The 24,198-nt window shown below is 38.0% G+C and carries 20 protein-coding genes; 10 read left to right on the forward strand and 10 right to left on the reverse strand.

What is annotated here, in order from left to right; all coding sequences use genetic code 11:
• Window positions 1-249: 249 nt before the first annotated feature.
• Complete coding sequence (locus CFPU101_RS05545; protein WP_206814330.1) at window positions 250-477, forward strand: DNA-directed RNA polymerase subunit omega; 228 nt, start codon at window positions 250-252, stop codon at window positions 475-477.
• A 101-nt stretch (window positions 478-578) separates the two neighbouring features.
• Window positions 579-1,001: a SufE family protein gene (locus CFPU101_RS05550; protein WP_206814331.1), complete on the forward strand. Its 423-nt coding sequence runs from the start codon at window positions 579-581 to the stop codon at window positions 999-1,001.
• Between the two features lie 16 nt (window positions 1,002-1,017).
• On the opposite strand, the gene CFPU101_RS05555 is transcribed toward CFPU101_RS05550, so the two are convergent.
• The 3 genes from CFPU101_RS05555 to CFPU101_RS05565 form a co-directional block, all read right to left on the reverse strand.
• A complete protein-coding gene (locus tag CFPU101_RS05555; RefSeq protein WP_206814332.1) occupies window positions 1,018-1,566 on the reverse strand; it encodes a transcriptional repressor in 549 nt (182 codons plus the stop codon).
• Window positions 1,567-1,685: 119 nt separating this feature from the next.
• Complete coding sequence (locus CFPU101_RS05560) at window positions 1,686-2,552, reverse strand: pentapeptide repeat-containing protein (RefSeq protein WP_206814333.1); 867 nt, start codon at window positions 2,550-2,552, stop codon at window positions 1,686-1,688.
• Window positions 2,553-2,865: 313 nt separating this feature from the next.
• The gene (locus CFPU101_RS05565) at window positions 2,866-3,108 is read right to left on the reverse strand and encodes a DUF433 domain-containing protein (protein ID WP_206814398.1); all 243 of its coding nucleotides are present in this window, start codon (window positions 3,106-3,108) and stop codon (window positions 2,866-2,868) included.
• A 276-nt stretch (window positions 3,109-3,384) separates the two neighbouring features.
• On the opposite strand from CFPU101_RS05565, the gene CFPU101_RS05570 reads away from it, so the two are divergent.
• Window positions 3,385-4,899: a sodium:alanine symporter family protein gene (locus tag CFPU101_RS05570; RefSeq protein WP_206814334.1), complete on the forward strand. Its 1,515-nt coding sequence runs from the start codon at window positions 3,385-3,387 to the stop codon at window positions 4,897-4,899.
• A 2-nt stretch (window positions 4,900-4,901) separates the two neighbouring features.
• On the opposite strand, the gene CFPU101_RS05575 is transcribed toward CFPU101_RS05570, so the two are convergent.
• Window positions 4,902-5,336 (reverse strand): nucleoside deaminase, encoded by a 435-nt coding sequence (locus CFPU101_RS05575; RefSeq protein WP_206814335.1) that lies wholly within the window; start codon window positions 5,334-5,336, stop codon window positions 4,902-4,904.
• Between the two features lie 147 nt (window positions 5,337-5,483).
• Here CFPU101_RS05575 and CFPU101_RS05580 point away from each other — a divergent pair, with 147 nt between their 5' ends.
• Complete coding sequence (locus CFPU101_RS05580; protein ID WP_206814336.1) at window positions 5,484-6,662, forward strand: RNA-guided endonuclease TnpB family protein; 1,179 nt, start codon at window positions 5,484-5,486, stop codon at window positions 6,660-6,662.
• Window positions 6,663-6,749: 87 nt separating this feature from the next.
• Here the strand turns inward: CFPU101_RS05580 and CFPU101_RS05585 are convergent, their stop codons facing one another.
• The 4 genes from CFPU101_RS05585 to smc form a co-directional block, all read right to left on the reverse strand.
• Window positions 6,750-7,034, reverse strand: coding sequence for a YkvA family protein (locus tag CFPU101_RS05585; protein ID WP_206814337.1), 285 nt, complete (start codon window positions 7,032-7,034; stop codon window positions 6,750-6,752).
• A gap of 153 nt (window positions 7,035-7,187) precedes the next feature.
• Window positions 7,188-7,871, reverse strand: coding sequence for a hypothetical protein (locus CFPU101_RS05590; RefSeq protein ID WP_206814338.1), 684 nt, complete (start codon window positions 7,869-7,871; stop codon window positions 7,188-7,190).
• Between the two features lie 102 nt (window positions 7,872-7,973).
• The gene (locus CFPU101_RS05595) at window positions 7,974-8,711 is read right to left on the reverse strand and encodes a PD-(D/E)XK nuclease family protein (RefSeq protein WP_206814339.1); all 738 of its coding nucleotides are present in this window, start codon (window positions 8,709-8,711) and stop codon (window positions 7,974-7,976) included.
• Window positions 8,712-8,743: 32 nt separating this feature from the next.
• The gene (gene smc, locus CFPU101_RS05600; protein WP_206814340.1) at window positions 8,744-12,304 is read right to left on the reverse strand and encodes a chromosome segregation protein SMC; all 3,561 of its coding nucleotides are present in this window, start codon (window positions 12,302-12,304) and stop codon (window positions 8,744-8,746) included.
• A gap of 382 nt (window positions 12,305-12,686) precedes the next feature.
• Between smc and CFPU101_RS05605 the strand changes: the two genes are divergently transcribed.
• A complete protein-coding gene (locus CFPU101_RS05605) occupies window positions 12,687-12,899 on the forward strand; it encodes a peptidoglycan-binding protein (protein WP_206814341.1) in 213 nt (70 codons plus the stop codon).
• Window positions 12,900-12,918: 19 nt separating this feature from the next.
• Here the strand turns inward: CFPU101_RS05605 and murG are convergent, their stop codons facing one another.
• The gene (gene murG, locus CFPU101_RS05610) at window positions 12,919-13,983 is read right to left on the reverse strand and encodes an undecaprenyldiphospho-muramoylpentapeptide beta-N-acetylglucosaminyltransferase (RefSeq protein WP_206814342.1); all 1,065 of its coding nucleotides are present in this window, start codon (window positions 13,981-13,983) and stop codon (window positions 12,919-12,921) included.
• Between the two features lie 75 nt (window positions 13,984-14,058).
• On the opposite strand from murG, the gene CFPU101_RS05615 reads away from it, so the two are divergent.
• The 3 genes from CFPU101_RS05615 to CFPU101_RS05625 all read left to right on the forward strand — a co-directional run bounded on the left by CFPU101_RS05615 (window position 14,059) and on the right by CFPU101_RS05625 (window position 19,079).
• Entirely contained in the window at window positions 14,059-14,868 is an 810-nt protein-coding gene (locus CFPU101_RS05615) for a nuclear transport factor 2 family protein (protein WP_206814343.1), read from the forward strand.
• 107 nt (window positions 14,869-14,975) lie between these two features.
• The gene (locus CFPU101_RS25460) at window positions 14,976-17,894 is read left to right on the forward strand and encodes a valine--tRNA ligase (protein WP_242577787.1); all 2,919 of its coding nucleotides are present in this window, start codon (window positions 14,976-14,978) and stop codon (window positions 17,892-17,894) included.
• 204 nt (window positions 17,895-18,098) lie between these two features.
• Complete coding sequence (locus CFPU101_RS05625) at window positions 18,099-19,079, forward strand: GTP-binding protein (protein ID WP_206814344.1); 981 nt, start codon at window positions 18,099-18,101, stop codon at window positions 19,077-19,079.
• Between the two features lie 25 nt (window positions 19,080-19,104).
• On the opposite strand, the gene CFPU101_RS05630 is transcribed toward CFPU101_RS05625, so the two are convergent.
• Window positions 19,105-22,395: a PAS domain S-box protein gene (locus CFPU101_RS05630; RefSeq protein ID WP_206814345.1), complete on the reverse strand. Its 3,291-nt coding sequence runs from the start codon at window positions 22,393-22,395 to the stop codon at window positions 19,105-19,107.
• A 222-nt stretch (window positions 22,396-22,617) separates the two neighbouring features.
• Here CFPU101_RS05630 and CFPU101_RS05635 point away from each other — a divergent pair, with 222 nt between their 5' ends.
• Together CFPU101_RS05635 and CFPU101_RS05640 are read left to right on the forward strand one after the other, a co-directional pair.
• A complete protein-coding gene (locus tag CFPU101_RS05635) occupies window positions 22,618-23,388 on the forward strand; it encodes a GTP-binding protein (RefSeq protein WP_206814346.1) in 771 nt (256 codons plus the stop codon).
• Entirely contained in the window at window positions 23,385-24,194 is an 810-nt protein-coding gene (locus CFPU101_RS05640; RefSeq protein ID WP_206814347.1) for a metallophosphoesterase, read from the forward strand. The genes CFPU101_RS05635 and CFPU101_RS05640 overlap by 4 nt, the downstream gene beginning before the upstream one ends.
• Window positions 24,195-24,198 lie beyond the last annotated feature (4 nt).

The following is a 24,198-nucleotide window of genomic DNA, read 5'->3' on the forward strand; positions in this document are numbered from 1 at the left end:
TGTATATTTATATTAAAAATTATTGTTAAATTTTAATATAAATGTTGTTTTATTAAAGAATGACTGTTCAATTTAATATAACTTTATAAAAACATCCCAACCGTTAATACGTCGTTGCTCAAATCTCAATTGATTTTACATTCCTTAAACAAAATTAAGTTTATCGTAATATTGGCCCGATAGTGTTAAATTTTCATCTAGTGGGCTATCCTGCTCGATTTCTTTTAAACACTCAATAGTCTGAAAAATATGCTCAAACGATTTACCATTAATTCATCTGAAATGATGTATAGAACCGATCGACTAATGGGTGCTACAACAAACCGTTATCGGATAGTTGTACAGGTCGCACGACGAGCCAAACGCTGTCGTCTCGAAGACTTAGAAAATATAGATGACCCAATGATGAAACCCGTCATTCGTGCAATTGTCGAAATGTCCGACGAACTGACCGAACCCGAATTATTAGGAGACTAATCCTAGTTAAAATGTTAAGATAAATTTACATAAAAATTTTTGTTAGGTGAATCGTTCTCACCTAGCAAATGACTTGAAAAAAAGATCTGTGATTTTGCCAGATGACAGCTACATCATTACCCCCAAACTTAGCGCGTATCGTTGAAAAATTCCAACGCCGTACCGACCCAAAACAGAAATATGAACAACTTCTCTGGTATGCCAAAAAACTAGAACCGTTTCCAGAAGAAGACAAAATCCCAGATAATAAAGTGAGTGGCTGTGTCTCTCAGGTGTACATTACGGCTGAATTAAAAGACGGAAAAGTTTGGTATAAAGGTGATTCTGATGCTCAACTGGTCAAAGGTTTAGCGGCTTTTTTAATTGAAGGACTGAGCGGGTTAACCCCTGAAGAAATCATCCAAATTACGCCAGATTTTATCGAAGATACGGGATTAAAGGTGAGTTTAACCCCGTCACGTGCTAATGGTTTTTATAACATCCTGCAATTAATGAAGAAAAAAGCCTTGGTGAAAGCAACTTGAAACCTCAGCTTACTTCTTATTCATCATCTAAATCATCATCATCTAACAAATGTAGATGAGAAACATGACCCGACATAATGGCCCGACTGCATGACCAATTACTTGGTAAAGCGGATGGCCAACCCATGCGTAAAGCTTCTGGACAAATCGCCATCACCGTTAACTGACAATCAATCAGTTGAAACCCTTCTTTCTCAGACTGTTTTAGACTGTGTTTAAGAATCGAATCATTATTAAATTCGATCGTCTTATTACATTGAATACAGACGAGGTGGTGATGATGATGAGGATAGGGTTGATTTAGTTCATAGTGTTTATGACCTTCTGCTAATTCAAGTTCTCGCAAAATTCCCATCCGAGACATTAACTTAACGCTACGGTAAATCGTCGATAAACTAATTCCTTCTCCGCGTTTATCCAAAAGAAGATGTAATTCTTCAGCACTTAAATGATTTCCCTTGGGAAGATTTTGGAAAACGTGCAGAATCTTTTCGCGTTGGGGTGTTAAACGCCATCCTCTGGCATTCAATTCAGCTTTCAAGGACGAGGCAGTATATGGAGGCATAAGCGATAACCCTTCAAAAAGTGCTGCTTACAAAGACCATGATAGACGTTATAAGCTCTCATTTGCAACAACTCTGAATAATTGAGAACTTCTATCGATATCAAATTCTTAACCCATTCTTAAGTATGAATGGAACCATCGGGCAAAATTGCACCTTTTAAAAACGCACCCGTCAATTTAACCATAATTTTTTTGCCATAACCCACTTTTGCTCCTCGTAAGTCAGCTTCTCTTAAATCTGCTCCGCTTAGGTCAGCCCCGATTAAATTTGCTTCTTGTAAATTAGCACCTCTAAGATTCGCTTCTAACAGATTAGCTCGAAACAAATTAGCGCCTGTTAGATTTGCTTTCTCCAAATTAATTTGATGCAAAAAACTATCACTAAGATCTGCACCAGAAAGATCAGCTTCAGTTAAATTTCGACCTGATAAATCTCTCTCTTTTAAATTAGCTCCCCGAAAATCGGCTTTAGAGTAATCTCGATAATAAGGTCGTTTAGTTGATTGATTGTCGTAATAATCAGAAGAACGGGGATAAGGTGAAGACGGGTAAGTCGTCTGATGAAATTGATCTGAATTAGTGGAAGAACGGGGATAGGGTGAAGACGGATAAGTTTGGTGAGAATGAGAAGATTTTGTAGAACGATGGGAAGAAGATGGGTTAGTCTTAGCTGAATGATTGGACTGATTTTTGCTAGACGAGGAATTTTGAGACTGAGTAGAAGTCGTTTTAGCCGACTTAGTTTGAGAATTTGATGTAGCCTCAGAGATTTTACCATTTTTCTTATACAATAGACGCAACTGATCCCGCGCATGATTAATTTCTTGTAACTTCGCGGTAGCCTTTTCTAAAAGACGCTCATTATCTTTCGGCAACCGGTCAGGATGCCAAATAAAAACCAAATCCTTATAAGCTTGGTTGATTTCTTCGAGGGACGCTCCAGAATCTAAACCCAATGCCTTATAGTAACGCTCTAATTCTTCCATCCACAAGCTCCCCTACCTGTTTAGTGATTGGCGTTCGCTAGATACGAGTGTTTGATGAGTCATCTGCTTTTTATGCGGTGCTTGCTCAGTCATTACTTCTAGAATAAACTTCTTAGGGCAAACTTGGTCAAAACCTTATAAAAAATACCGAAAGCAATAAAGAGCCTCCAAGCATGAATTGATCTTAGATACCTCAAGTGATTAACAGCAAGCGTCGAGAACGAATACGGTTCGGCTTAACTGTAACCATTGCTCCATATTCTAAATCATCACTTCACAAAGTAAAGTAGAAGCAGAATAAGGCAAACCTTGATCAAGCAGCAGTTTCATTATTTTGAGAGAATGCAATAATGCGATCATCTAGATATGAAGAGGCAAAAATGAGGGCTTGTTGAATATCTTCATCTTCTAATTCTGGAAATTCTTGTCGTAATTCTTCTTGACTGGGATAAGTAGCTAATAGCTTAATCACTCGACGAACAGTAAGACGTAGGTTACGAATACAAGGTTGTCCGTTCATGCGAACAGGATTGATAGTTATCCGATCTAATTTCATACCTAAAGTTTTGTGCAATTTTTATATTGGTGATCCTAGCGTACAATGCTAGACAGAGTGGGTAGCTTGCTCAGAACTTTTCGGCTAATCTATTGATCTAAAACTAAATCCAATTGTCATTATTGATCAGCTATAAAACTTTTTAAAAAATTGCAGAATTGTTGACGTACTGAATTAACCAAAGTTTAAAAAAATCTAAAAAAGCTTAATTCGTACGATTTTATAGAGAATTAACTTGTAATATATGATGCACTTATTTTTCTGTTAAATTCCTGCATGGTATTTCAAAAACGATTTTGGTTATCCATCGTCATCATCATTGCTAGTATCCCCAGTGTTGCTCTAGCCTTCAATCAAACAACGGAACCAACAGGATTATTAAATCAGCTTTTCCAAGGCGTTTATCAAATTCTTTCGGCAATTTTGGGGTTTAGTATCGCTGGAATGCCCTTAATCGTCTTGTGGTTGATTGCAGGCTCATTTTTCTTCACCATACGAATGAAGTTTATTAATTTTCGAGCCTTGAAACACGCCATTGATATCACACGGGGAAAATATGATGATCTCGATGAACCGGGGGAGGTAACCCATTTTCAAGCTTTAGCAACCGCCCTTTCTGGAACAGTGGGTTTAGGAAATATTGCAGGTGTAGCCCTTGCAATTAGTGTCGGTGGGCCGGGTGCCGCTTTTTGGATGACGGTGGCGGGTTTTTTGGCGATGACGATGAAGTTTGTCGAGTGTACCCTAGGTCAAAAATATCGTATCCTTCGCCCTGATGGGACGATCGCAGGTGGCCCGATGCACTATCTCGAACAAGGTCTAGCCGAAAAAGGATACCCTAAATTAGGAAAGCTATTAGCCATTCTATTTTGTATTTTCGCCATGATCGGTGGTGGTTGTGGTTCAACCATGTTTCAAACCAATCAATCTTATCTGGCAGTGGCGCAAGTTTTCCCTTGGTTTGTAACTCATGCTTGGGTTTACGGACTTATTATGGTGTTATTAGTAGGTCTGGTCATTTTAGGCGGTATTCAAAGCATTGGCGCAGTTGCAGGTACCATCGTTCCTTTGATGTGTGGGATCTATGTTCTAGCGGCGTTATGGGTCATCAGCGCGAACATTTCTATGCTACCTACAGCAATTAGCCAAATTATTACAGAAGCTTTTCACCCGCAAGCAGTGGCAGGTGGCATGATGGGAACTTTAGTACAAGGGTTTCGACGGGCGGCTTATTCTAATACCGCAGGGCAAGGTGTTGCGGCGATCGCTCATGCAGCAGCCCAAACGAATGAACCCGTTAGAGAGGGTATTGTTTCCCTGCTCGAACCTTTGATCGATACTATTATTGTTTGTAATTTGACGGCTTTAGTAATGGTAATTACGGGTGCTTATAATAATCCTCAATTTAGCGGACTGAATGGAACCCAATTAACCCAAGTGGCTTTCGGTAGTGTTATTTCTTGGTTTCCCTATATCTTAGCGGTTTGTATTTTCTTATTTGCCTACTCAACGGTGATGTCTTGGGGATACTACAGTGAGTTGTGTTGGGAATATCTGTTTGGGAAAAAAGGTAATTTGTTATTAAAATCAGGTTTTTTAATGATTGTCTTTTTAGGTGCGGTGATTAATCCGAAAATTTTTATTAATCTAAGCGATTTAATGCTAATTTCTGTCGCTTTTCCGAATTTACTCGGCTGTTATTTCCTCGGTAACGATGTGGCTTTAGATTTAAAAAGTTATATGACGCGACTGCAAAGAGGAGAATTTCAGCTAGAATTGATCTCTAGATAGAACTATTCTCCGATATCTTCATTCCATAATTCGGGCTTTTCTTGAATAAAATCTTGCATCAGTTTTTGACAGTCTTCTAAATCAAGATCAATTACTTCTACACCCTGAGATTCCATAAATTCTCTGGCACCAGGAAAAGTCTTAGATTCTCCTGCAATCACTTTTTTAATCCCAAACTGTACCACCGCCCCCGCACACAAATAACAAGGCATCAAAGTAGAGTAAAGTGTTGTCCCTTTATAATTACCAATTCGTCCCGCATTCCTTAGACAATCAATTTCTGCATGAGTCATCGGATCACCCTCTTGTACTCGTTTATTATGACCCTTACCGATGATTTTGCCATCTCTTACCAAAACAGAACCGATAGGAATCCCCCCCTCACTTAATCCTTGTTTGGCTTGGGTGATCGCTTCTTGCATAAATTCATCGTTCATCTGATGTTAACCTCTTGAAATTAACCAAATTATCGAAAATTTTGGGTTGTTCTACCCCGTCCTTCTACGACAACGACTTTTAAAAGTCGCAGGCTTTACATTTTCCTAATTTTAAATTACCATAATAATGCAGGTTTGGTAAGATAAATGTTAAAAGCGTATAAATACCGTATTTACCCAACGAGTGAACAGCAAAACCTGTTAATTAGGTCGATGGGTTGTTGTCGTTGGTTTTACAACTACGCTCTTAACTTAACGTCTTCTACTTACAAAGAAACTGGTAAAGGATTAAGTCGCAATGACATCATTAATCTTTTGCCAACCCTCAAAAAAGAGTATGAATGGTTAGCAGAAGCTCCATCTCAATCTCTACAACAAGTAGCCTTAGACTTATCTAGTGCTTTTCTTAATTTCTTTGAGAAACGAGCTAAGTATCCTAACTTTAGGAAAAAGCATAAAGTACAGTCAATTAGATTTCCTCAACAAGTTAAATTAGATGGGGAATATTTAACGCTACCTAAACTTAAAAAAGTTTACTGTAAGGTTTCTAGATTGCCAAAGGGTCAACTTAAATCTGTTACTGTTTCGATGACACCTACTGGGCAATTCTATGCTTCTTGTTTATATGATGATGGGCTTTTAAAGCCAGCGATTAATACTAAGGGTAAAGCTGTTGGTATTGATGTCGGGCTAACTTCCTACATTGTTACTTCTAATGGTAGCAAGTATGGCAATCCTAAATACTACAGAAAATATGAAGAGAAATTAGCTAAAAAACAAAAACAACTAACTCGTAAACAAAAAAGTTCTAACAATCGTAATAAAGTGCGAGTAGTTGTAGCTAAGGTTCATGAAAAAATAGCTCGATGTCGAGAAGATTTTCTACACAAACTAACCCGTAAATTAGTAGACGAAAACCAAGTCATAGTAGTGGAAAATCTAGCAGTCAGAAACATGGTCAAGAACTCAAAACTAGCTAGGTCAATTAGTGACGCTTCTTGGGGAATGTTTTGTACTATGCTTAAATACAAGGCAGAATGGGAAGGGAAAATCTATATTGAAGTTGATAGGTTTTTTCCTAGTTCCAAAACCTGTAATATTTGTTTGAATCAAGTTGGTAGCTTGCCACTTGATGTCAGGTTCTGGGATTGTTCTAACTGTGGAGCTAAAAATATTGATCGTGACATTAACGCGGCTAGAAACATCAGAGATGAAGGTTTACGGATTTTGGCGGGAGGGCATCTCGCTACAGCTTCTGGAGGAAGAGTAAGGCCAAGTAAAGGCACTGCTTTTACGAGGCGTTTTTCGATGAAGGAAGAATCCTAGCCGTAAAAGGCGGGAGTTGTCAAACCAACTTAAAGCAAAAAGTGAGCCATACTACAGCCCACTTCTTTTTTAAAAAGATTTTATCTTCTAACCAATAGTTTCGCTTTTAATTTCTACTTCAACGGGTTGATCATTCGTTGGATTTTTGCTTTTTGCTTGGAGTTTCTGAGTTAATAAAGCGGAAACTTCAGACACCAGTAAAGTCACGATAATTCCGTCATCAAGCCAGCCAATAATCGGAATAAAATCTGGAGCGAAATCAATCGGACTAATTAAGTAAAGGATAGATGCACCAATTAATAACCAACGATATTTAGGATTGCGGATCGTTTCTTTATACCAGTTATAAAAAGATTGAGCAAAGTTGTTCATGAAAGAAAACCCCAAAACATTTCACATACTTTTATCTTCTAAGAAATTTTCGGGTTAGATAAGTGAGGATTCTACTCGCTCTAAGGCGTGAAAACCCCACTCAGAACACGGATAAGCGTTGTGAGCAGCTTTTAGACTTGTGTCTATCTAAAGTTAAAATGATTGTCCAATATCTATAACTTTAGTCGTACTTCCACGATTGAGAAAAACTTGTTGATTCTGGATTTTCATGACAACCCAACCATTAACATTTTCACCGATCGTAGCTCGTTTAGTGGCTCCATTGGTATCGAATAATGCAGAAGAACGATCGCCCAATTCCAAAATCCCAACCAATTTACCTCCACTCTTATGCAACTGCATAGGAGGAGGTGAGGGAATCGCTGAGGGTGCGACTGTGACGACTGGAGGCGGTGGTGGTGGGATTTTGACAGCAGTGGGGGCTACTTTTTTAGGTTTATCGGGCGTAAATGAGGGATTTTGTGGATAAACAGGGATATAAATACGTTCGACTGGAGACGCAGGAGGTGTCATCACGGGTGGGGGTGGGGGTAAGGGAGACGCTACCTTAACTACAGGTGGAATGGGTATCTGTTTAGGGGTTGGTTTGGCGACTGGTGGAGTGACTATTTTAGATTCAGTTGTTGGTACACTAGCGACAACCTCTTGATTTGCTGAAGAGATGTTTGTGTTGGTTGATGCGATGCTGATGGGTTTGGCTTTTTGGTGAGTAAATATCCACGTGACGGTTAACCCAAAGTAAAGACTTGCGATAACAAACAATAGTTTATCTAGGGGTACTTGTACAACCTGTCTGGATCTGGAGTAGTAAGTCATTTTCTTGATTAAGCTGCTCTACAAATGTCTCTATACTCTGTTTACCCAAAAAACGGAGTAAATTTAACAATCTGCTTAATGCTCAAAAAAATTTAATAATTTCTAACTTACGGTAGTTGTGTTATTGCCTAAGTTTACATCCTCAGCATAACTATAAACTTCGATGCCTAAATTTTGGGCTACACTTAAAGCAGCAGGATGTACCATCGGCGAGATCACCAGTTTACGAGTTGCTTGACGTTGATGACGCTTCTCGTAAAACATGACTTTCTTCATAAAACTATACATATCGGGTTTACTCATTGATGATTTAATTTCAGCAATGATGAGTGTACCGTTTTGGATAATCAAATCTAATTCTATCTGTTCAGGGCGACCAAATACTTCTCCTTGATCATCATATTCTGTAATACTAACGACTTGGACTTGAAAAGAGTCTTGTAAAATACCTTGTAAAGCACTCCGAAAAGATTGCTCTGTATACAAACCCCATCTAGCACCCAAAGCACTGATCGTACTATCATGCTTGTTACCTAAACGTTTAATTTCTTGTAACATTTGATCAAGACGCTTATCGTTTTCCTGCCATTGACGCTGGTTTTCGTCCCACTTAAGTTGGTTTTCCTGCCATTGACGCTGGTTTTCATCCCATTTGCGTTTCTGTTCTTCTCTATCTTGTCGCAATTCGGCTAAAATCTGATCGAAACGGCTTTCGGTTTCTTGTTTGCCAGCAAAATAGTTATCCACCGCTTGTACAATGATTCTTCGCATTTCTGTGTCTTGTAAAAGCGACGGTAATTCTCTTTTGATGATTTGTTTGATATCATCTTCTGTTGTCATATAAACCGTTGTTTTTAAGCCTATTCTCTATCTTATACTTTAATTCCCAAAACTTGAGTATAAGACCCTCTAGCCTGTGTAACTCCTATGGTACGTTGAGATGCTTCAATCATAGGACGACGTAAACTAACAACAATAAACTGCGCTTGTTGCGCTTGTTTTTGGATCATTTTAGAAAGTTTTTCGACATTGGCACCATCTAAAAACATATCCACTTCATCAAAAGCATAAAAAGGAGAAGGACGATATCTTTGTAAAGAAAAGATAAAACTCAAAGCGGTTAAAGATTTTTCACCACCTGACATAGAACTTAATCTCTGCACGGGTTTTCCTTTAGGATGAGCGACTAAAGTTAATCCCCCATTAAATGGATTTTCTGCATCTTCTAATTGTAAATAGCCATCACCATCAGAAAGTGTGGCAAAAATCTTTTTGAAATTTTCATTAACGGCATCAAACGCTTCTTGGAAGGCTCGCATTCTGAGGGTAGTAAAGTTTTCAATTCTCAAAAGTAACTCGGTTCTCTCTCCTGCCAGTGTCGTTAATTTATCATTTAATTCTTCGATTCTTTCTTTGGTTTTATCATACTCTTCTAGTGCCAACATATTTACAGGTTCCATTGCTTCTAAGCGTTTTTGTCCTAAACGGATTTCATTTTGTAGTTTATCAATCTGACTCGTTAAACTGTCCTGATTTTGTAGAATTTCAGATGAGTTTGATGTTTCAGGTAATTCACTTTGTTGTTGTTGGATTTGCTCTAGTAATATTTTTAAATTATCTTGTCTTTCTTGTTGAGTCGTATTGATTTTTTCTTGTTGCCAGATTAATTGTTGTTGTTGATTTTGCAAAGAATGTAAACTATTTTCTTTTTGCTCTCGTTGTTGTTTAGTTTCTCCTAATTTTTCTGTGGCTCGTTCTAGTAATATTTGTGTTTCAGTGATTTGTTCAGTCAAGATTTTAATTTGATTTTGTAACTCAAGTTGTTGTTGAGTATTATTTTCTCTTTGTTCAGTTAAAATATTTAATTTCTGATTAAGTTCCTGATTTTGCTCATGATTTCTTCTTAAGTTATTAACTAAATCTTTTAAAATCGATTCTTGTTGTCTTAAATATTGGTCTTTTTGATAGAGTTCTTGTTCTGCTTTTTTAATAACCGTTTGTATATTTTGCCATTCTTGATGAGTTTGAGATTGTTCTAACTCTGATAATTTTTTTTGTTCTTGATGCAAATTTTTTTCTAAATCAGGAATTTCTAACTCTAAAATTTTTAAACGTTGTTGAGCCGTTTCTAAATTGTGTTTATTTTGTAAAACTTGTTGTTTTAGTTCTACTTTTTCGGTCTCTAAACGCTGTAAATCCTTTTGTATCTGTGAAAATTGTAATTGTTTTTCTCGCCCATTTTGACGAAATTCTGTAATTTCCTGAGTTGTTTTTTTAACTTGTAAACTTTTTTCTAATATTAACTCTTCACTGCGTCCTAAAATTTGTTCAATTTCTGCTAAACGACGTTTTAAAAGTTCGGCTTCTTCTGATTCTTTATTATTCGATATCCCAAAATGAATCGTTGAGCGTGTGGGTTGGCTTCCTCCTGTCATGGCACCACTCATTTCTAATAATTCGCCTTCTAAAGTAACAATTCGATAATTCCCTAAATATCGTCTTGCATCATCAATATTTTCAAAAACAATCGTGCTACCAAAAACATAACCAAAAACATCTTTATAACGAGACTCATAAATAATCAAATTAACCGCTAAATCAATAAAACCTCTAGCCGTTTTCAGTGATGAAATATCTTGAAATCGTTGAGAACGTATTTTATTAAGAGGTAAAAATGTAGCGCGTCCTGCTCGTTTTTGTTTGAGTAAAGCAATACCCGCCGATGCTACACTATCATCATCGACAACAATATTACTTAATCTAGCACCCGCAGCAATTTCTAAAGCTAATTGATATTGGGGTTGAACGTCTCCTAATTTTGCGACTAACCCACAAACCCCAGATAAGTCTGATTGTAAAATAATTTGTGTTGTATAAGTTCCTTGTGCTTCCTGTTGTGCTTCCTTAGTTGCTTCGAGTTTATCGAGTTCTCTTTGTTTGTCTCTTTGTTCTTTTTGCAGACGTTTTTGAGTATCTTGTTGTAGAGTTAGAACTTGTTCTTGTATTGTTAACTGTTGTGCTTTTTCTTGAAAAATTTGTTCAAAGTTCTCCACATCTTGATGAAGATTTTCTGCTTCAGTTTTTTTCGTTATAATTTCGGTTTCTAAAAGCTGTAAACGTTGAGTTTGTTCAACAATGAGACTTTGTAAACGTTGGGTTCGTTCTGTCAATTGTGCTTGTTCAGTGCGATAGGGATTAAGCTGTTCTTGTAAACTATTAATTTGACGCGTTAAATTAGTTTGTTCCTGTACCCATGCTTCTGATGCTACTGCAATAATTTGTGCTTGTTCTCGATTTTGTTCAAGAGTATTTTTAGCTTGCTGATACTGTTGAGTTAGAAAAGGAAGTTGTTCAGTTTCTACCGTATTTTTTTCTTGATTGAGTTGTGTTAATTGTTGTTGATATTGTGCTATTTCTTTTTGAATTCGTTCAATATCAGATTTATGAGTCTGAAACAATGCTTCTAATTCTTGTTGTCGTTGTATGAATTGCTGACGTTGTACTTTTTGGGTAGCGAGTTTTTCAGAAAGTGATAAATGTTCCTCCTCTCCTAATGCTTTGACTTTAATATTAAGTTGTTCGAGTTCTGTTGCAGTTTGCTGTATTTGTGTAGTTAATGTAGTGAGTTGGGTTTGTAGTTGAACTAATTCATTTTCTCCAGTCGTAATTTGAGTCTGTAGTTGCTCAGATTGTTCTTGCAGGAGATACCATTTTAAAATGACTTCGGTGCGTTGTTTCTCTTGAATATCTGCTTTAAGTTTTTTGTATTTTTCTGCTTTCACTCGGTCGGTGTCGAGACGTAAGAGCGATCGCATTAATTCTTGTTCTATAATATGACAACGCTCTTCTCGTTCGCGGACTGATTCTAGAGTTTCTTTCGTCTTCTCAATTTTACGGTCAAATTCAGCAACTCCCGCTAATTCGTCAATAATTTCGCGTCTTTCTTTGGAGTTCATCGTAATAATTCGCGTCACATCCCCCTGCAACACGACATTATATCCTTCGGGATAAATCCGAAAATGGTTTAATTGTTCGTGTAATTCGCTAACGGTACAGGACTCACCATTGATATAGTAATTGGATGTATAATTGCCCCCTTTTCCCACCCGTAAGCGTCGGGTAACCGTCCATTCCCGATGATGTCCATTCCCGTTGTTTTCTGTGTCGTCTGATAAATCAAAGGTTACCGACACACTTGCTTCAGGGGTATGGCGGTTACTACCATGATTATGATTGACTAAATCAGGTAATCTTTCGGCCCGCATTCCCTTAGAAGACGCTAACCCTAAACAAAACAGTAGCGCGTCTAGAATATTGGATTTTCCTGAACCATTGGGGCCAGAAACAACCGTAAATCCAGGTAAAAGGGGTATCGGAGTTGTCCCCCCAAAAGATTTAAAGTGGGATAATTCCACCCGCTTAATATAGACCATAAGCGCAAAAATCTAAGAAAATCGGGGTAGTTTTATCAGATTAATTTATCTAGTTTAACAGCTTCGACAGCAAGAACGGGCTTGATGTTCCGAAGTCCATACATCACAAAATGGCATTTTACAAAACAATTTATGTAATTTCATGCAAAAATAGTATTCTTTCAATGCTAATTGTCAAAAGAATTTATCATTAAATTTGCTTATATATAAAAATTTGTTGTTAAATAAAAGTAGTTTCACCCACTTGGATGAATCAATCTTGTGAAGTCTACTAAGTTTAATTACTTTAATCTAGTTAATAAAGGGGAGATTGAATCAGAGTAATACTGTAGAGATTCTTTCATGAGCATCTATTTTTAATCCTAAAATTCCGAGTGATACCATGCCTACATTACATCTAGGAAGTCAAGGAGAGCTAGTCATGATCTTACAGGAATATTTGTCTCAAATCGGTCATTATGATGGCTTGATTGATGGTTATTTTAATCTCCAAACCTATGAGGCAATCAGAGAATTTCAAAAACAAGTTGGCATTTTCCCGCGTGGTATTGTAGACTCGAAAACTTGGAAAGCGATCATCAATTATTCTTTTTGAGAATAAACCATATTTCTAACTACTTTTTCACTAAATTACGGATTAAATCAGCTAATCGACTGGCACTATCTACATCAGCTAAACTGACAGCTTGAATTGCCATCTCTTCGAGTTTTTGAGGTGATTTGAGTAAATCTAAAACGGTACTTTCTAACCATTGTGCTGAAATTTCATTCTGACGGCAAAGATAGGCTGCACCCGCATCAGCAAATACTTTCGCGTTATAAAACTGATGGTCTTCGGCCGCAAAGGGATAAGGAATGAGAATAGATGGCGTTTTGGTTACTGCTAATTCTGTTAATGTTCCTGAACCTGAACGGCTCACCGCAAGAGTAGCACGCTGCAATAGTCCAGCCATATTATCATAAAACGGTAAAGAAATATAATGGGGATGCTTCAAACTATTGGCTTCTGGGTCTTTTTCTCCAGTTAAATGTACAATATAAGCACCTGTGGCTAACCATGCGATCGCACATTGTCTGACAATTTGATTAAGTGCCACTGCACCCTGTGACCCCCCAACGACGACAATCAGGGGAACATCAGTCGGAATATCCAAATCTATCGGTTGAGGTGTGAGAAATGAAAAGCGAACGGGCGTACTAACCCATTGAGTTTTAGAACGTTTGAGATACTTTGCCGTTTCCTGAAATCCAATAGCAACCACATCACAGAAAGGGCCTAACAAAGTCGTCACTTTCCCTGGAATCGAATTGGATTCATGTAGAATAACAGAAATACCTTGGAGACGTGCGGCCAAAATTGCAGGCCCTGCAATATAACCTCCAGTACTAAAAACAACATCAATTTTTTTTTGTCTCAGCAGTTGTTGTACTTGGAAAACAGCCGCAATTTGCCGTACCAGAATTTGTAACGTCTTAAGACCTAAACGAGTTTGAAATCCCTCAATCGGTATAGTATGAAGAGGATAAGACTTTGGAACTAAAGTTTGTTCTAAACGGTCTGGAACGCCTAACCATTCAATTTCATAATCATTTAATTGTTCTGCTACTGCAAGTGCTGGGAAAAGATGTCCCCCTGTTCCACTAGCAGCAATCAATAATCGAGTGGGTATTTTAGTCATTCGTTTACCAATCAAAATGAATGGTTAAATATTACTACCAACTAACTCTCATTACAACTAAACTACAAATTAATAATGCGTCATTCTAATTCACTCCAGCCACGTTTCCTCCTAAAATTATTTAGCTATACACTTCCTTTTATTTTAAGTTTCGGACTAACTTTAAGCATTACAAAAACCTTGCAAGCGGCTAATAGTGCTACCAACGCTCCTGCAGAATTGAAAAATCTGATTAGTCAACTTGAAACCGCCGCTAATCAAAGAAATCATAAACAGGTGATGGAATTCTACAGCCCTAAGTTTACTAATTCAGATGGATTAACTTATAATACCGTCAGCCAATCTTTAACCAAATTTTGGGAGCAATATAATCAAGTTAAGTACACAACAACGATAGACTCTTGGGAAAAAAAGGGTGATCAATTAATTGCAACCACAACAACAACCATTCAAGGAACAGGAAAATTTAAAGGCAGACCCATGACTTTAAATAGTACGATCAAATCTCGTCAACAGTTCCAAGGCAATAAACTAATTTATCAAGAAGTTTTATCCGAACGCAATGAAATTACATCGGGTCAAAATCCGCCTAAAGTTGAAATTCGTATTCCAGATCAAGTCAAAGTAGGACAAGATTTCGATTTTGATGTTATTCTAGCCGAACCCTTGGGCGATAGTTTACTCGCAGGGGCCGCAATAGATGAAAAAGTAGAAAGTGATCGTTATTTAGACCCCAAAACCTTAGACTTAGAATTATTACCAGGTGGTGGCATTTTCAAACGCGCCAAAGCACCCATTACTCCCGAAAATCGCTGGTTATCTGCTATACTGATTCGCGGCGATGGCATGGTTCTCATTACCCAACGAATCAAAGTAGAAAAATAATCACTATTTCTAATTACCTTAAGCCCTAGTTAAACAGCTAGGGTTTCTTTTGTCGTAGAATGATTAAATTAGGATCTTAAAATGGCATATCCTTCACTCTTTTATTCATGACTGCAACCATTCCCAATCTATCGACTCAATACGACCCGAAAACAACCGAAACAAAATGGCAAAAGTATTGGGAAGAAAACGAGATCTTTAAAGCAAACCCAAACCATTCAGGTGAACCGTTTTGTGTTGTGATCCCTCCCCCAAATGTAACGGGAAGTCTCCACATGGGTCACGCATTTGAGGAAGCCCTGATTGATACAATTGTACGCTATCAACGGATGAAAGGACGTAATACCCTCTGGTTACCAGGGACGGATCATGCTAGTATTGCTGTCCAAACCGTATTAGAAAGACAACTCAAAGAGACGGGAAAAACCCGTTTTGACATTGGACGGGATGCCTTTTTAGAACGCGCTTGGCAATGGAAAGAACAGTCAGGAGGTACCATTGTTAATCAGTTGCGACGTTTGGGTGTATCGGTAGACTGGACACGAGAACGCTTTACCATGGATGAAGGTTTATCCCACGCGGTTAGAACTGCTTTTGTCCAACTCTACGAAAACGGATTAATCTATCGGGGAAATTATTTAGTCAACTGGTGTCCTGCGTCTCAGTCTGCGGTTTCTGACTTAGAAGTTGATAGTAAAGAAGTTGATGGTAATCTTTGGCATTTTCGCTATCCTCTCACGGATGGTAGCGGATTTATCGAAGTTGCAACAACTCGCCCAGAAACCATGTTAGGGGATACCGCCGTAGCTGTAAACCCCAATGATGATCGCTACAAACATCTCATCGGAAAAACCCTTACTTTACCCATTATGGGTCGAGAAATCCCCATTATTGCTGATGAACTCGTTGATCCTTCTTTTGGGACAGGCTGTGTTAAAGTAACTCCCGCGCATGACCCTAATGATTTTGAGATGGGAAAACGTCACAATCTTCCATTCATTAACATCATGAATAAGGATGGAACGCTAAATGAGAATGCAGGGGAGTTTGTTGGACAAGATCGTTTTGATGCGCGTAAAAATGTCGTAAAACGCCTTGAAACTGACGGAGTATTAGTAAAAGTAGAAAATTATCGCCATACCATTCCCTATAGTGAACGGGGTAAAGTTCCCGTCGAACCGTTACTATCTACCCAATGGTTTGTTAAAATCGCGCCTTTATCCCAAAAAGCGTTAACCTGTTTAGATGATGCAAACTCCCCTCGTTTTGTCCCCGAACGTTGGACAAAAGTGTATCGAGATTGGTTAGTAAAATTAAAAGATTGGTGTATCTCGCGTCAGTTATGGTGGGGTCATCAGATCCCCGCATGGTATGTAAAGAGTGAAACCAATGGGGAAATAACTGATAATACTCCTTTTATTGTCGCTTATTCAGAAACAGAAGCAATTCACAAAGCCAAACAACAATATGGCGAAAATATTCAACTTGAACAAGATCCCGATGTCTTAGATACATGGTTTTCGTCGGGTTTATGGCCGTTTTCTACAATGGGATGGCCCGAAAACACCAAAGATTTAGAAACATATTATCCTACAACCACTCTAGTAACAGGATTTGACATTATCTTTTTCTGGGTAGCCCGTATGACTATGATGGCAGGATATTTTACCAATCAAATGCCATTTAAAGATGTTTATATTCACGGTTTGGTCAGAGACGAAAACGGGAAAAAAATGTCTAAAACGGCTAATAACGGCGTTGATCCCCTCGTTTTAATCGATCAATATGGCACCGATGCACTACGCTATACTCTCATTAGAGAAATTGTAGGGGCAGGACAAGATGTCAGCTTACAACTTAATCGTTTATTGTATCGGATTAAAAATGATCCATCCGAGATTACAAAATTAACAAAGAAAGAAAAAGAAGAATTAATCAAACCCTTGTTACCGATCTCTGACTCTATTCCCCTACTCGGACGAATTAAAAATAAACCCTCGGAATGGGAAAAATTATCGGATGCAGAACAGGAAGAATTAATCAAGATATTTTCAGAAAACTTAACATTATCGGAGTCTGTCGAAGCATCCCGCAACTTCGCAAATAAGTTATGGAATGCGTCGCGTTTCGTCATGATGAATCTAGACGGGAACACACCGCAAGAATTGGGTTATCCGAATGTAGATGATTTAGAGTTATGCGATCGCTGGATTCTCTCCCGTTTTTCCCAAGTCGTTCAACAAACCCAACAGTATCTAGATGTTTATGGACTAGGAGAAGCAGCGAAAGGACTTTATGAATTTATCTGGAATGATTTTTGTGACTGGTATATCGAATTAGTCAAAACCCGTCTCTGGCAAAAAGAGACAACATCCCGTGTCGTTGCACAACAAACCTTAGCCTATGTTTTGGAAGGAATTTTAAAACTGCTCCATCCTTTTATGCCTCACATCACTGAGGAAATTTGGCACACCCTGACACAAAAAACCGATGCAGTCCTCGCATTACAAGCTTATCCCTCAATTGATGTCGAAAAAATTGATCTAAATCTCGAAAAAACCTTTGATCTCCTGTTTGGAACCATTCGTACCCTGCGAAATCTCCGCGCTGAAGCTGAAATTAAACCAGGGGTAAGCGTGAACGTCATTTTGCAAACAGAAAGCGAACTCGAACGCGAAATACTCAACGCGGGCAAATCATATATTAACGATATTGTCAAGGTAGAAAGCTTAACAATTACGCCGCAATTACAGGAAGAAATCAAACAAGCGATCGCAGGAGTCATCGGCACAGTTCAAGCATTGATCCCCTTATCTGGAATTGTTGATATTAGCGTCTTACGAACCAAACTTGAAAAGAATCTCAGTAAACTAGAAGGAGAAATTAAAGGAATTAGCGATCGTTTAAATAATCCCAATTTCGTCGGCAAAGCCCCCGAAGAAGTAGTACAAAAGACCAGAGAAGCACTAGCAGAAGCGCAAAAACAAGCCGAAATTCTGCGAGAACGCTTAAAACGACTTGAATAAATCTCTACTATCAATGACTCGCTCATTAAAAGGCGAGTTTATTTTTACCTCACCCCAGCCCCTCTCCTACAGGAGAGGGGCTGGGGTGAGGTCATTAATTTATATAAGTTATTTCAAAGGATTCAATATTACTTTAATATTAAATGTAAAAAGATTTAAACTAATATGTAATGCAAGTGTTCTGTTTTTAAAGTTTGAGCAGAAATGACTAATTTACCCAGTATTGCTAAACGAGGATTACCTGTCACAATTATTACAGGTTTTTTAGGAAGTGGAAAAACGACTTTAGTCAATGAAATTTTACAAAATAAGCAAAATCTAAAAGTAGCTGTTTTAGTTAATGAATTTGGTAATATCAATATCGATGCTCAATTGCTGATGTCTATCGATGAAAATATGGTTGAGCTAAGTAATGGCTGTATTTGTTGTACGATTAATGATGGTTTAGTAGAAGCAATTTATCGAATCTTAGAACGAAAAGATCAAATCGATTATGTCATTATTGAAACCACAGGGATAGCCGATCCACTGCCAATTATTTTGACTTTTGTCGGAACAAAATTACAAGATTTAACTTATTTAGATTCGATTATTACGGTTGTTGATGCAGAGGGATTTAATACAGAACATTTTCATAGTGAAGCTGCATTAAAACAGATTCGTTATGCAGATATTATTTTACTGAATAAAACAGATTTAGCAACACCGCAAAAACTCTCCGAATTAGAAAATTATCTGAAGAAAACTAAAAAAGAAGCTAGAATATTATTGTGTCAATATAGCCAAGTCCCGTTACCTTTACTTTTAGATCTTCAATTAACACCTATTGAAACCTATCAATTAGAAGCCTTAAAAGAAGAAAAACATCATCACCACTCAGATCATTTAGAAAACGATGGATTTGTAGCCGTATCTTTTCAAAGCAATCAGCCTTTTGATGTTTATAAATTTGAGAAATTTATCATTAATGAAATACCTATAGAAGTCTTTAGGGGTAAAGGAATTATTCGATTTGCAGGAAGTAAATTACGGCATATATTTCAACTCAGTGGGACACGTTATGATCTCAAATCTGAAGCTTGGAAAGATGCGCCAAATAGTCAATTAGTGTTTATTGGTCGTCATTTAGAATCTGAGAAAATTATTCAATTACTTCAAGAATGTTTAGTTACAGAAAAAATATAGCGATCGCACACTACGAACAAATTTCTTAATGAGTTAAAGGTTGTTTTGGCCAAGTAAAGCGAAATGTTGCACCGCTACCTAATTTAGATGTTACAGAAATCTCGCCGCCTTCGGTTTCTATAATTTTTTTAACAATTGATAAACCAATTCCCGTACTTTCTTTGACATCACGAGAGTTAAGGGTTTGAAAAATGCCGAAGATCTTTTCGTGGTTTTCGGGAGCAATGCCATTACCATCATCAGAAACAGCAAATTCATAAAATTGTCCCTTTTCAGTAGCCGAAATCTCAAGCTGTCCATCGAGGCGAGGATGGTGTTTAATTGCATTGCTGATGAGATTAGCAAAAACTTGAGAAAGAAGCAAACGTTTAGTAACAATTGTGGGTAACTCTGATTCAATTTTAATGCTAAAAGTTGGGGGTATTACAAGAGAGTCAAAGATTTCGTCAAGCAATTCTCTAACCTTCACTGATTGGGTTTCCACTTCTGTACGTCCCACTCTAGAATAGACCAGTAATCCATCGATCATTGCTTCCATTCGTTCGACTCGATTCCGTAAAAGCTGCATTTGACGTTGATTGTTTTCGTCTAATTGTTCTTGAAGATCGTCTTCAATCCATTGGGAGAGATTAGAAATCGCCCTCAATGGTGCTTTTAAATCATGTGAGACAATATATGTAAAATTATTTAATTCTTGATTACGCTCAGCTAAAAGATCAGTTGTTCGTATCAAAGAATGATTTAACTGAGCTAGTTCTTTTGCTCTTTGTTTTTGTTGAATTTCAGCTTGCTTGCGTTCAGTAATATCTTTAAAAAAGATGGCGACTTTGCGGCTTTCTGGCTGCTCAAAGCGGAAAGCATAAACATCAAACCAACGATTCATTTCTTCGGCTTTATTTTCAAAGCGAATCGGTTCCCCAGTCACTGCGACTTTACCATAAATTTCAAACCAATGATGATCATGATTGGGAATTAACTGACGTATTGTTTTACCCTCTACATCTTTAAGCCCTGTTTGTTTTTCAAACGCTGGATTAATTTCTAAAAAGCGGAAATCAAGCGGTTGAGCGTTTTCATCAAACAGCATCTCAATAACGCAAAAACCATCCTCAATCGATTCAAACAGCGATCGATAGCGTTCTTCGGAACGGCGTAAACTTTCCTCGGCTTGCTTACGCTCGGTAATGTCCATAACTGAGCCGATATAACCCTTGAATTCACCATCGATTCCAAACCAGGGACTAGCCGCATCAATGCAAGTACGATATTCACCGTCTTTGCGCCGTAAGCGATATTCTAGTTGAAACGCACTCTTCTGACGATTAGCATCAAGAAAGATATTTTTAGAGGTTTCGCTATCTTCGGGATGTACTACCTCTAGCCAACCTAAACCTAATCCTGTTTCCTCAGTTTGTCCAGAAAATTCGTACCAACTTTGGCTAAGGTAAGTGCAGTAACCAGTGGCATCAGTGACCCAAACCATGACGGGAGCATTATCCGCCATATTTCGGAATTTCTCTTCATTCTCACGCAACAAGTCTTCTACTTGCTTTTGTTGGGTGATATCCCGCGAAATAGCAACGAGTTGTGTGACTTCTCCAGACGCATCTCGAATCGGTGTAATAATGCTATCCCACCACTTTGGCTTACCTTTCCTTGTAAGACGGTAGCCTTTAAATTGACCAATTTTACCTAAAGCGGCTGTGGCGATCGCTTTTTTCGCCTTCTCTTGATCTTCACCCTGCCAGAAACTCAGCCAGTCGGCATTACGGACAGATGTAAAATTGTCAATTTCTAAAAGGCGTAGCCCACTTGGATTCATGTATAGAATTTCGTTGTTCAATGATAAAACTTTAATACAGTCATTAGAGCTTTCTAAAATCCGTTCCTTTAGCTCCTCACTGTCTCGTAGCGCCTTTACTGCTTGTTGACGCTCAGTAATATCTATAGCTATTCCAATCAGCTTTTGAACATTTCCCTTTTCATCTAGCCATGCTTCACCGCGTTCATCTAGCCAGACAATTTCGCCATTATCAGGACGAATAAAACGGAAAACTGAATGATAGCCTTTTCCAGTCACCACCGCATTTTCTACTAACCTCTGATGTCGTGCGCGATCTTCTGGATGAATTAACGCAAATCCTTGCACGGATGCTTCAATTTTACTCAGACCATAGATTGACGATAAATTATCCGTAGTAATAATCGTATCGGTGAATGGGTTCCATTCCCAAGCGACTATTCTTCCCACTTCTACAGCCAGTCGTAACCGTTCTTCATTTTGCCTTAAAGCTGTTTCTGTTTGTTTACGTTCACTAATATCACTATAAATAAGCGCAAACTTTCCATCATCGTTTTTACCAACTTTATAAGCGTAAATATCAAACCAGCGACTTAAACTCGATACATAGCTTTCAAATCGAATCGTTTCGCTTTTTTGTGCCACACGGAAACAAGTTTCATACCAACTATCATCAAGATTGGGAATCAAACTCCGCATGGTATTACCGATCGTTTCTTCGATTGTAAATCCAGTCATCGCCTCATGAGCGGGATTAACTTCAAGGATCAATACATCAAACGGCTTACCATCGTCATCTAAAATAATTTTACACAGGGCAAAAGCTTCACCCATCGAATTGAACAGTGTTCGATATTGTTCTTCAGATTCGTTTAAAGCTTTGTTCGACTGTTCGCGTTCAAAAACAATACTAGCGACTTGGGTACCATACTCGGCTAATCGGTATTCCCAATCCGTCGGCGATCGCGCCTCATCAAAACACAACATCAAAGAACCCAGAGCCAAGTTATCCACGCCCAGTATCGGTGTAGAATAACACGCTAGTATTCCATGAGCGACACATAAATTTCGCCATTCTTGTGACCACCGAGTATCATTGGCGATATCTGTACAGATAACTGGCTTACCACAATATACTGCTGTACCACAGGTACCAATGGCAAGCTCATTAATGGGAGCATCCTTAAGTCCTTGTCCGAATGACGACGGAAAAGTTGGAGTAATGGAACGGTAAAATTTAAGCCGTAGGTCATCAGCCAGTAGAATACAAGCCCGTACACCTGAATTAAGTTTAGACACGGAGGCACACAGGGATTTCAGACATTCATCTATCGGTTTTCCAGATGCGATCAACTTTAATAATCTATTCTGTTCAAGCAGCAAAAGTTCAGCCGATTTCTGTTCGGTCATTTCTTCGGCAACTATCAATCTATTTTGGTTTTCAGACTCCCAACTAGAAGGTCTAGGCGAGTTCTGTAGCAATTCATCTAGGAGCAGATTAGTGTCTTCAGTCATCGACTTTGCTTCTTTCTTGAGAGATGTTTACTTAGAACAAAAGTATTAAGGTAATTACCAGTTTAAATCACTTAGACGTTATAGTTTCGCATAATTGATGAAATATTAAAATAATCTAAAGATAGATAGTTATTAACTTTCAGAGCCGAAATTTGAGCCTTCACATCGTTTGATTACGAAGTTATCTACTATAATGATAATCATTATCATTTTAAGAACATCATGATTACTGCTGTTACTGGGCCACCTGGAACGGGTAAAACATATTGGATACAAGAACAGATGGCTAAAGCAAAAGAAAATATAGGTTATTATAGCCCTCGTACTGAATCCATTCCTATTGACATCATTTATTTACAAAGCGAATATCCTCACCTAAAAATCTTGACGACAGAAAATTTAAAACTAATATCGGAAAAGACCAATATTTATCTAGAACTTCCTTGGTATTTAGATTTATTGAGTATCGAACCCTTTTTAAAACAACTTAATTGTCATCGAGTAGCGATCCTTCCCCCCAATATCTCTAATACAGGGTGGCACAGTTGGGCCGATGAAGTTATTCCTAGTATTGGTTTAGAACATCAAGAATTAACTTTAGAGGCAAAAACTCCTTTAGAAGTTCATCGAGGAATTTTAACAGGAGAAGTTCTAGACTATACGAGTTTAATAACGTTCTGGAGTGAATTAACACAAAATGCTTATGGGGAAATTAAACGCATTAAAGGCATTTTTGATATTTTTGATGGGCAATCCATCTATGGTGATTTTGTTCAAGGATTTACACAAGAAGAATTTTCTACCCTAGACTTACCCCGACATTTAGAAGGTAGACCCACCCGTTTTAGTGGTTTTGAAATCGTCGGACGAGATTTAGATAAAACAGGAATTGCTCAAAGTATCAATGATTGCTGTTTAAGCGACTCAGCCATTAATTACTATCAACAACAAGTCAAAGCAACCTTAGAATTAGAAGTAGAGATGAGCCGATGAAAATAGCCGTTATCTCTTGTATTCACGGGAATATTAAAGCCCTCAATGCTGTTTTACGGGATATCGCTCAAAACACCTGTGATCAAATTTATTGTTTGGGAGATTTAGTGGGATATGGCCCCTATCCAAATGAAGTCGTTGAAACGATTGCTGCACTAGAAATACCTACCGTACAGGGATGCTGGGATGAGGATATTATAGAAGGATTAAATGCTTGTGAGTGTAGTTATCCGTCTCTTTTAGCAGAAAGAAGAGGAAAAATCGCCCATGAATGGACAAACCAACAAATTACCTCAGAAAATCGTGATTTTTTAGCACAACTTCCCCATACTCTCAAAAAAAATAACCTTTGTTTTGTACACGGAAGTCCTCACAGTAATCATGAATATCTTTTACCTGAAATCGATTCTTTTACGGCATTAGAACGAGTGTTATCATCGGGTGCAGATATTTTATTCTGCGGTCATACTCATATTCCCTATGTACGTTCATTAAAATCGGGAAATTTACAAATCAGTGTTATTAAACCGCAGGAAAACGAGCATCTAAGTTTTACAGCACCCCTGAAGCGCATCATTAATGTTGGTTCAGTAGGTGAACCGCGTCACGGTCGCCCAAATGCAACTTATGTTATTTATAACACTGATACGGATACTGTAACTTTGCGAGAAATTGAATATGATTACCAGTCGGTTTGTGCCGAAATTATTGAAGTCGGTTTACCTTCGATCTTTGCTTGGCGTTTAGCAAAAGGTCTAGAATTCGCCGAAAAAGCCGATGATCCAACTCATATATGTGAACGCTAGGGGG

This window comes from Chroococcus sp. FPU101, from assembly GCF_017312365.1.
In the GTDB taxonomy this organism is placed as follows: domain Bacteria; phylum Cyanobacteriota; class Cyanobacteriia; order Cyanobacteriales; family Microcystaceae; genus Chroococcus.

Excerpts from the sequence above, each read along its gene's own strand:
- CFPU101_RS05545 (WP_206814330.1), top strand. The coding sequence starts at position 250 with ATGCTCAAACGATTTACCATTAATTCATCTGAAATGATGTATAGAACC.
- CFPU101_RS05550 (WP_206814331.1), top strand. The coding sequence starts at position 579 with ATGACAGCTACATCATTACCCCCAAACTTAGCGCGTATCGTTGAAAAA.
- CFPU101_RS05555 (WP_206814332.1), bottom strand. The coding sequence starts at position 1,566 with ATGCCTCCATATACTGCCTCGTCCTTGAAAGCTGAATTGAATGCCAGA.
- CFPU101_RS05560 (WP_206814333.1), bottom strand. The coding sequence starts at position 2,552 with ATGGAAGAATTAGAGCGTTACTATAAGGCATTGGGTTTAGATTCTGGA.
- CFPU101_RS05565 (WP_206814398.1), bottom strand. The coding sequence starts at position 3,108 with ATGAAATTAGATCGGATAACTATCAATCCTGTTCGCATGAACGGACAA.
- CFPU101_RS05570 (WP_206814334.1), top strand. The coding sequence starts at position 3,385 with ATGGTATTTCAAAAACGATTTTGGTTATCCATCGTCATCATCATTGCT.
- CFPU101_RS05575 (WP_206814335.1), bottom strand. The coding sequence starts at position 5,336 with ATGAACGATGAATTTATGCAAGAAGCGATCACCCAAGCCAAACAAGGA.
- CFPU101_RS05580 (WP_206814336.1), top strand. The coding sequence starts at position 5,484 with ATGTTAAAAGCGTATAAATACCGTATTTACCCAACGAGTGAACAGCAA.
- CFPU101_RS05585 (WP_206814337.1), bottom strand. The coding sequence starts at position 7,034 with ATGAACAACTTTGCTCAATCTTTTTATAACTGGTATAAAGAAACGATC.
- CFPU101_RS05590 (WP_206814338.1), bottom strand. The coding sequence starts at position 7,871 with ATGACTTACTACTCCAGATCCAGACAGGTTGTACAAGTACCCCTAGAT.
- CFPU101_RS05595 (WP_206814339.1), bottom strand. The coding sequence starts at position 8,711 with ATGACAACAGAAGATGATATCAAACAAATCATCAAAAGAGAATTACCG.
- smc (WP_206814340.1), bottom strand. The coding sequence starts at position 12,304 with ATGGTCTATATTAAGCGGGTGGAATTATCCCACTTTAAATCTTTTGGG.
- CFPU101_RS05605 (WP_206814341.1), top strand. The coding sequence starts at position 12,687 with ATGCCTACATTACATCTAGGAAGTCAAGGAGAGCTAGTCATGATCTTA.
- murG (WP_206814342.1), bottom strand. The coding sequence starts at position 13,983 with ATGACTAAAATACCCACTCGATTATTGATTGCTGCTAGTGGAACAGGG.
- CFPU101_RS05615 (WP_206814343.1), top strand. The coding sequence starts at position 14,059 with ATGCGTCATTCTAATTCACTCCAGCCACGTTTCCTCCTAAAATTATTT.
- CFPU101_RS25460 (WP_242577787.1), top strand. The coding sequence starts at position 14,976 with ATGACTGCAACCATTCCCAATCTATCGACTCAATACGACCCGAAAACA.
- CFPU101_RS05625 (WP_206814344.1), top strand. The coding sequence starts at position 18,099 with ATGACTAATTTACCCAGTATTGCTAAACGAGGATTACCTGTCACAATT.
- CFPU101_RS05630 (WP_206814345.1), bottom strand. The coding sequence starts at position 22,395 with ATGACTGAAGACACTAATCTGCTCCTAGATGAATTGCTACAGAACTCG.
- CFPU101_RS05635 (WP_206814346.1), top strand. The coding sequence starts at position 22,618 with ATGATTACTGCTGTTACTGGGCCACCTGGAACGGGTAAAACATATTGG.
- CFPU101_RS05640 (WP_206814347.1), top strand. The coding sequence starts at position 23,385 with ATGAAAATAGCCGTTATCTCTTGTATTCACGGGAATATTAAAGCCCTC.